Below are 6,750 nucleotides of genomic sequence, written 5' to 3' on the forward strand. Positions count from 1 at the left end.
CTTGAGCACTTCGACATGGTCGAAATCGAAGATGCCCGTCACGGTGCCATCGGAAATGGGCACGCCGTTGATGAAGGTCGAGCTTGTCCGGTTGCCACGGCTGGGTGCCATGCCGCGAATGATCAGCGCGGTCTGGCTGCGGTCCGAACGCGCCGAGCCGGCAATCGAGTTGTTGAGGTTCATGCCCGGCGTGATCGCGGTCAGTTCCTCGACCGTCTGCACGTTGAGCGCGTTGAGGTCCTCACCCGAATAGGCGCTGATCGCCACGGGCACATCGAGCGCGCTTTCCGAGCGCTTGCGCGCGGTCACGGTAATGACGCCCGGCGTGCGCGTCGCGGCCTCGTCCTCGGCGGCGGTCGGCGCTTCCTGCGCCCACGCCGTGCCGCCGCTCGCCATCATCAGCGGCGTCAGCGCCATTGCGCTTGCCAGCAGCGTGTTCCTGGTCCTGATCTTCATGCTTCCCCCTGGTGTCGTCATCGTTGTTGCCGGTCAGCCGCCGCGTTCTCTCCGGCAAGGCATGCCCCCATGCATGCCTTGCGTCCGGGAGCTCCCCCGGGCCTGGCCTCGTGACCGGACGGGGGCGAAAACGCGGTAGCGCCGTCCCGAAGGCTGCTTGGCTTTGTTCGCCGGATCGACGGCAAACGCCCAAAATGTCCACGCCACGAATGTTTGTGGGAGGAGGCCAAATCGATCATATGCTATATACCTGAAATATAGGTATAAAATTTAGTATACCATTTGCACACACAGCCACGGCACAGTCTGCGGACGCGCGAGCGAACACCCGCGCAAAATCGCGTTAACCTGGGCGTTCGAAGAGCGGATAGGGCTACCCGACACGCGGATAGAGATGCCCGCTGGCGCTTCGCGATTCGCCCCCGAGCCAGCCTGCGATTCGCCGCATCACGCGAGCCACCTCCTCAGGGGGGTGGAAAAAGTACCGACTTTCGCAGCCCGCCCCGATCCCTATGCAGGGGAAAACACCTGAGGAAGAGGAGAGGAACATGGCCCAGGACGCAATCCGCATGGACGGAAAGGTCGCCATCGTCACCGGCGGCGCAGGCGGGATCGGGGGCGCGACCGCGCGTCTTCTGACCGCGCGCGGCGCCAAGGTCGTCATTGCCGACATTGCCTTTGCCCGCGCGATCGACCTCGCGCGCGAACTGCCCGATGCCCACGCCATCGAGGTCGACCTGGAAGACCCGGGCTCGATCGAGAACATGGTCGAGGAGACGCTCTCGCACTTCGGGCGCCTCGATGTGCTGCACAACAACGCCGCGCTCCTGGGACCCGACGTCGCGCTCGCCGACACCGATGTCGAGAGCATGGACACCGATTTCTGGGACCGCACCTTCGCGATCAACGTGCGCGGCACCATGGTCGCCTGCCGCACCGCGCTGCCGCACTTGCGCGCAAGCCAGGGCAACATCGTCAACACGGTCACCAACCTCGCGCTGCAGGGCCATATCGTCCAGGCCGCCTATTCCTCCTCGAAGGCCGCGATCATCCAGATGACGCGCGCCATCGCGGCGAGCCACGGCATCCATGGCGTACGCTGCAACGCGGTGGCCCCGGGAATGACGGTCACGCCCTCGCTGCTCGAAGCCTTCCCGGCAGGTCTTCGCGAAGCGGTCGAGGCCGAGACCCTGCGCGACCGGCTCGGCGCGCCCGAGGACATTGCCGAGGCGGTCGCCTTCCTCGCCTCGGACGCGGCGCGCAACGTGACGGGTGAAGTGCTGGTCTGCGATGGCGGGAGCGCCAGCCACGTCCCCGGCCTCGCCCCGTTCCGCGCCTTCCTGGCCGCAGGCGGCTGAGCCCGGCACGCGACGGAGCCCCGCCGAGAGGCTCGGCGGGGCTCCTGGCTTTTACCTTAGGCGAACGCCGCTCAGGTGGTCTCGAGCAGCATCGTGGCCGCCGCCGTGTTCGAGATCGGGATGTGGTAATTGCGGTGCGTCTCGCGCGCAGGCGCCGCGCCCAGCGCGCCGCGCGCCGCGATCCAGTTGAGGATCTCCACCCCTTGCGAGCCCGACTTGCGCACGATTTCCTTCGTGCTGTCGACGCAGATCGCTTCCGGGTTGGCGGCCAGGCTGTCCATGCAGAAGCGGTCATAGTCGGGATTGACGAAGCCCGCGCGCTCACCGTCCAGCTGGTGCGAGAGGCCGCCCGTGCCGATCACCACGATCTTTTCGGCCCCCTGCCAGCTTACCAGCGCGCGGTGGACCGCGCGGCCGAGCGCCAGGCACCGCTTGGCCGAAGGCAGCGGGTACTGCACCGTATTGATCGCGATCGGCACCAGCTTCAGGGGCCATTCCTGCGCCTCGGGATAGGCGAGTTCAAAAGGGATCGAGAGCGCGTGGTCGACCAGCATCGACTGGCAGGTGGTCACGTCGAACTCATCGCCCACCAGCTGTTCGATGATATGCCAGCTGAGGTCCGGATGGCCCGCGAAGGACTTGAACAGCGGCAGGCCCCAGCCCTCGTCCTCGTTGCGGTATTCGTGCGCCGCGCCCACCGCGAAAGTCGGCATCTTGTCGAGGAAGAAGTTGAGGCCGTGGTCGTTGTAGAAGCACACCGCCACGTCGGGACGCTCGGCCTCCAACCATTCGCGCACGGGCGGGAAGCCGTCGAAGAAGGGCTTCCAGTAGGGCTCTTCCTGGTCGCCGCGCACGATGGCACCGCCGATGGCGGGGACGTGGCTGGTGAAGTAACCTCCAATGATCTGCGCCATGGTCTCAGTCCTCCCCGGCCTTGCGACCCTGCGCGAGCAGCATCGCCTTGAATTCGTCCACGCTCATGCCGGTCTGCTGCGCGCCCACGTCCTGCACGTTGAGGCCGAAGATGCCCGCCAGCTTGGCGAGGTAGTAGATGTTGCCGCCCGCCTCGATCATGGCGAGGACATTGCGCGCGCGCACCGCGTCAAGCTGTTCAGAGTTCAGGCCATAGCGCTGGCAATAGGCGTCCTCGTCGGCGAGGAAGGCCTCGCGGTTGGCCGCCTCGTTGAAGGAAAAGCACATGGCGTTGAGCGCGTAGCCCTTGGCCGCCGCGCAGCCGTCGAACAGGTGCGTGCCGAAGATCGGCGCGCTGTCGCCTGGCGGCGGCGGGGTATCGGGTGCTAGGGTCATTCGGGCTATCCTCTTTATCCGGTCCTGTTAGATCGGAAACGAGGATAGGTGCGCGGGAAAGCCCCGTTCTTGATCGCGATCAAGCGCCTTGCGAGACGCGCTGGATCGGATGATACTTAGCCTGAACTTATGGCTACTCGGCGGTCCAGCCTCCATCGACGACAAGGCTCGTGCCGGTCATCATCGCCGAGGCATCGCCCGCCAGGAACAGCACCGCGCCCATCAGGTCCTCGGGCACGCCAATGCGGCCGATCTTGATCTTTTCCAGCACACTGGCCTTGAACGCCGGGTCCTCGAAAAAGGGTTTGGTCATGGGGGTTTCGATGAACGTCGGGGCAATCGTGTTGGAGCGGATACCGTGGGGAGCGAGGTCCAGTGCAAAGGCCTTGTTCATACCCTCCAGCGCCCACTTGCTGGCGCAGTAGAGCGAGCGGTTGGGGCCGCCCACATGGCCCATCTGCGAGCCCATGTGGATGAGACTGCCCTTCGTGCCCGTCGCCATCATCCGCTCCACGCAGGCCTGCGCGACGAAGAAGGCGGCCTTCACGTTGAGGTCCATGACCGCGTCGAAATCCGCCTCGCTTGCCTCCCACATCGGCTTGGGGCGGTTGGTGCCCGCGTTGTTGAGGAGGACATGGAACGGCGCGCGCGCGGCAAAGAAAGCGCGCACGGCTTCTGTGTCCGAAACATCGAGCGGCGCGGCCTCGGCGCGGTAGCCCGCTTCGCGCAGCTGGGCCGCGACCGCCTCGATCTCAGGCTGCGTGCGCGCCGCCAGGGTCACCTCGGCTCCCGCCTCGGCCAGCGCGGCGGCGGCGGCAAGGCCGATCCCGCGTCCCGCCCCCGTCACCAGCGCGCGGCGCCCGTCGAGGCGGAAACTGGGTGTTGCGGGAAGCGGCGTGGAGGGCGGGGTCATGGCGGGTCCTCTCGTTCGGGCAGGAGCGCAAGGGTGCGCACCGGCTGCCCTAGCCCGAAAAGGCCCTTCCTGTCAGGCTCTGCGCGCGCCGCTGTCCGGAATGCGAATTTCCCGCCGCTCAGGCGAAGGCGAGGTCAACCACCGTGCGCGTGGTCCCTTGCGCGATCTCCAGCGCAACCCGACCGCGCGCATCCAGATCGCGCGCCGCCCCGTCGATGCGCAGACTTTGCACCTGCCCGAGCGTGAGCAGGCTGATGCGCGCAGGGCCCGCGCCGTGTTCGAGCACGACGCGGCACCCCTTGCCCGAGGAAGCCACTTCGATGGCTTCCTCGCGCGCGAAGCGGACACCGGGTGCCAGCTGCAGATCGAACGCTGCGTCCTGAAGCCGGACGTGGAAACGGCGGCGCACCCCGTCGCGCGGGACCACGTGCAGGATCCCACCTGCCTCCTCGAGGCGTCCGCAGTGAGCAATGCGCCCCAGCAGCGGATCGTCGGCGAGGGTCGTTGCGGCCGCGCGCAAGGCGCCGCAGAACCCCAGGTCGATCTCGCAGGAATAGTACCAGGAGCCGTGCCAGTGCGGCTGGTCGAGCCAGGTCTGCCCCAGCGCCGCAGGCTCGAACCCGCCGCCCGCCGCGCCGTCGTTGGCCTTGCCCGGATACCAGTAGCCATGGCCGCTTTCGGGTGTCCCGCTGTTGAGCAGCGCCCAGCTGCTCAGCGTCGAGGCGTGGCCCAAGCGCAGCAGCGCGTGCGGGTCCGGCGCATCATGGAGCGCGTAGTCGAGCACGCCCCAGCCGCCCATCTGCGCCATGTAGGTCAGCGTATAGGCATCGCCGCCCTGCCCGCGGTAATCGCTGCCCAGGTAGTAGTAGGAAGGCTCCAGCCAGCCCCGGCAGAACAGGTTGGCGGCGAACTGGCGCTCGCGAAAGGCGCGGGCGCGTTCGGGCGCGAAAGTACCCGGCCGCTCCAGCGCGTAGCGGGCCATGGCCTGCGTCGATTCAAAGCCGGTGGAATCGAAGGCGTATTCCGAGACGAACAGGTCCTCCACCTCTTCCACGAAGTGGCGCACCTTGTGCTCCCAGAAGCCGCGCAGCTGGCCCGCCCAGGCCTCCTTGCCTTCCGCCTCGAGCGCGTCGATGAGCTCGGGCAGAACGATCTCGTTGTAGTAGCCGATGTTGTTCGCGTCCCAGCCGACCAGCGTGTCGGGCACGGTGAACATCGCGCGCGCGGTGCCAAAGGCGCGCTCCAGGTAGTCCTCGGCCGAAAGCCGTGTCGCAACGCCCGGGTGAAGCCGCGCGGCGCGGTACATGCCGAAGTACATGACCACGATGTGCGGGTAATCGTAGGTGCGCCACAGGTGCTCGCGTCCCTTGGGGCCAGGGTCTTCGCTCTCGCGGTTCCGCTTCCAGTCGAGGATGCCATAGATGCCGTAAGGCCAGGGCTCCTCGCTCGTCTGCTGAAGACCACCCCAGACGAAGTGCTCGATGTAATCGTCCAGCGCGTCAACCTCGGCCTGGACGGGGTATTCAGCCAGCTTGGCGCCCAGGAACGCGGGCTTGGAAAGGCCCGGATCATCGCAGGTCACCTCGTAGATGCGCCAGCCCCCGATGCGGTCGTAGTTGTCGGGGCCGAGCAGCACCTCGCTCTGCATGTTCCATTCGGCGAGAAGGCCGTTGTACCACGTGGCGGGATCGGTGTGGCGGTGGCTGGCAATGAAGGCGCCGCGCTTGGCGATCATCGTTTCGACCGGCTCGGTCGCGAAGAATTCGAGCGTCGTGCGCGCGCCGTTTTCCTGCACCAGCGTCAGGTGGTTCTCGCCCAGCCGCGCCAGCTCCACGCGGTAGAGCTGGCGCCCCGCGCGCGTTCCCAGCGCGGTGATCTGCGTGTCGCCGGGATGCTCGGCCTCGATCCGGGCGACCGGAATGCGCGAGCCGAGCGAAAGCGTGACCGCAAGATCGCTGGGCACGGTCATGCCCGGGCTCAGTTCGACATCGACAAGGCCGCGATCCGCAATCGCCGCGCGCATCTGGGCATAGCCCTCGACCAGCGCAAAGGTCACGCCGCGCTGCGCACGCGCGCCTGCAGCAAGGTGCAGCGACGTCGCGGGCAGGCGCCAGCGCGAATGGGCCTTGCGCACCTCCTCTACTGCGCGCGCGGCGTGGAAATAGACCTGATAGCAGGGCCCCTCGCGGCGAAAGCCCTCCCAGTATTCAAGCGCGCTGCCCTCCTGCGGGAACATCGCCAGCCAGGGCGTCGCGCTGTCCTTGCGCTGCCAGAATATGTGCGAGCCCGCGCCCGAGATGAAGCTGTGTTTCAAGAGCCCCTGCGGGTCCTTGCCGTCGCTTGCCTGCAGTTCGTTGATCGGCAGGCCCAGCGCCAGATCGTCCAGTTCGAGCGCCTCGCCCCCGGTGTTCGCAAGGTCAAGCGTGAGGGCAAGGTCCCTCCCCTCCAGCGCGAAGCGTACGACAAGGACCAGGCCCGCGCCCAGCGCGTAGCGGGTGGCGAGCCTGTTCGCGGTGGCCTCTGCAACTTCGCCCGCCAGCGCCGTGGTGGCGAAAGTTCGCCATTCACCCGCGCCGAGGCGGAAGCGTCCGCGCACCTCGCCCAACCGTCCACCCGCGCGGATGAAGTCGCCGAGCGCCTCGTGGCCGGAGGCTCGCAGGCTGGTGACGCAGCCGCCCTCGCACCCGGTCACGAAGGCCGCGCCCTCCTGCGCCA

The 6,750-nt window shown here is 67.3% G+C and carries 6 protein-coding genes; 1 reads left to right on the plus strand and 5 read right to left on the minus strand.

Annotated features, from left to right (window positions below):
- Positions 1-456 (minus strand): TonB-dependent receptor plug domain-containing protein (locus MTR65_RS09560; RefSeq protein WP_243799520.1); only part of this gene is annotated, 456 nt, incomplete at its 3' end.
- Positions 457-1,004: 548 nt separating this feature from the next.
- Here MTR65_RS09560 and MTR65_RS09565 point away from each other — a divergent pair.
- Positions 1,005-1,814, plus strand: coding sequence for an SDR family NAD(P)-dependent oxidoreductase (locus MTR65_RS09565; protein WP_243799522.1), 810 nt, complete (start codon positions 1,005-1,007; stop codon positions 1,812-1,814).
- A 71-nt stretch (positions 1,815-1,885) separates the two neighbouring features.
- Here MTR65_RS09565 and MTR65_RS09570 read toward each other — a convergent pair whose 3' ends face one another.
- The 4 genes from MTR65_RS09570 to MTR65_RS09585 form a co-directional block, all read right to left on the minus strand.
- Complete coding sequence (locus MTR65_RS09570; protein ID WP_243799525.1) at positions 1,886-2,728, minus strand: class III extradiol dioxygenase family protein; 843 nt, start codon at positions 2,726-2,728, stop codon at positions 1,886-1,888.
- A 4-nt stretch (positions 2,729-2,732) separates the two neighbouring features.
- Entirely contained in the window at positions 2,733-3,122 is a 390-nt protein-coding gene (locus tag MTR65_RS09575; protein WP_243799527.1) for a protocatechuate 4,5-dioxygenase subunit alpha, read from the minus strand.
- A gap of 133 nt (positions 3,123-3,255) precedes the next feature.
- Positions 3,256-4,035 carry an SDR family NAD(P)-dependent oxidoreductase gene (locus tag MTR65_RS09580; protein WP_243799530.1) on the minus strand — a complete coding sequence of 260 codons (780 nt, stop codon included), beginning with the start codon at positions 4,033-4,035 and terminating at the stop codon, positions 3,256-3,258.
- A 118-nt stretch (positions 4,036-4,153) separates the two neighbouring features.
- Positions 4,154-6,750, minus strand: a 2,597-nt coding sequence (locus MTR65_RS09585) for a DUF5695 domain-containing protein (protein ID WP_243799533.1), incomplete at its 5' end; no start/stop codon positions are given.

The organism is Novosphingobium mangrovi, from assembly GCF_022818885.1.
In the GTDB taxonomy this organism is placed as follows: domain Bacteria; phylum Pseudomonadota; class Alphaproteobacteria; order Sphingomonadales; family Sphingomonadaceae; genus Novosphingobium; species Novosphingobium mangrovi.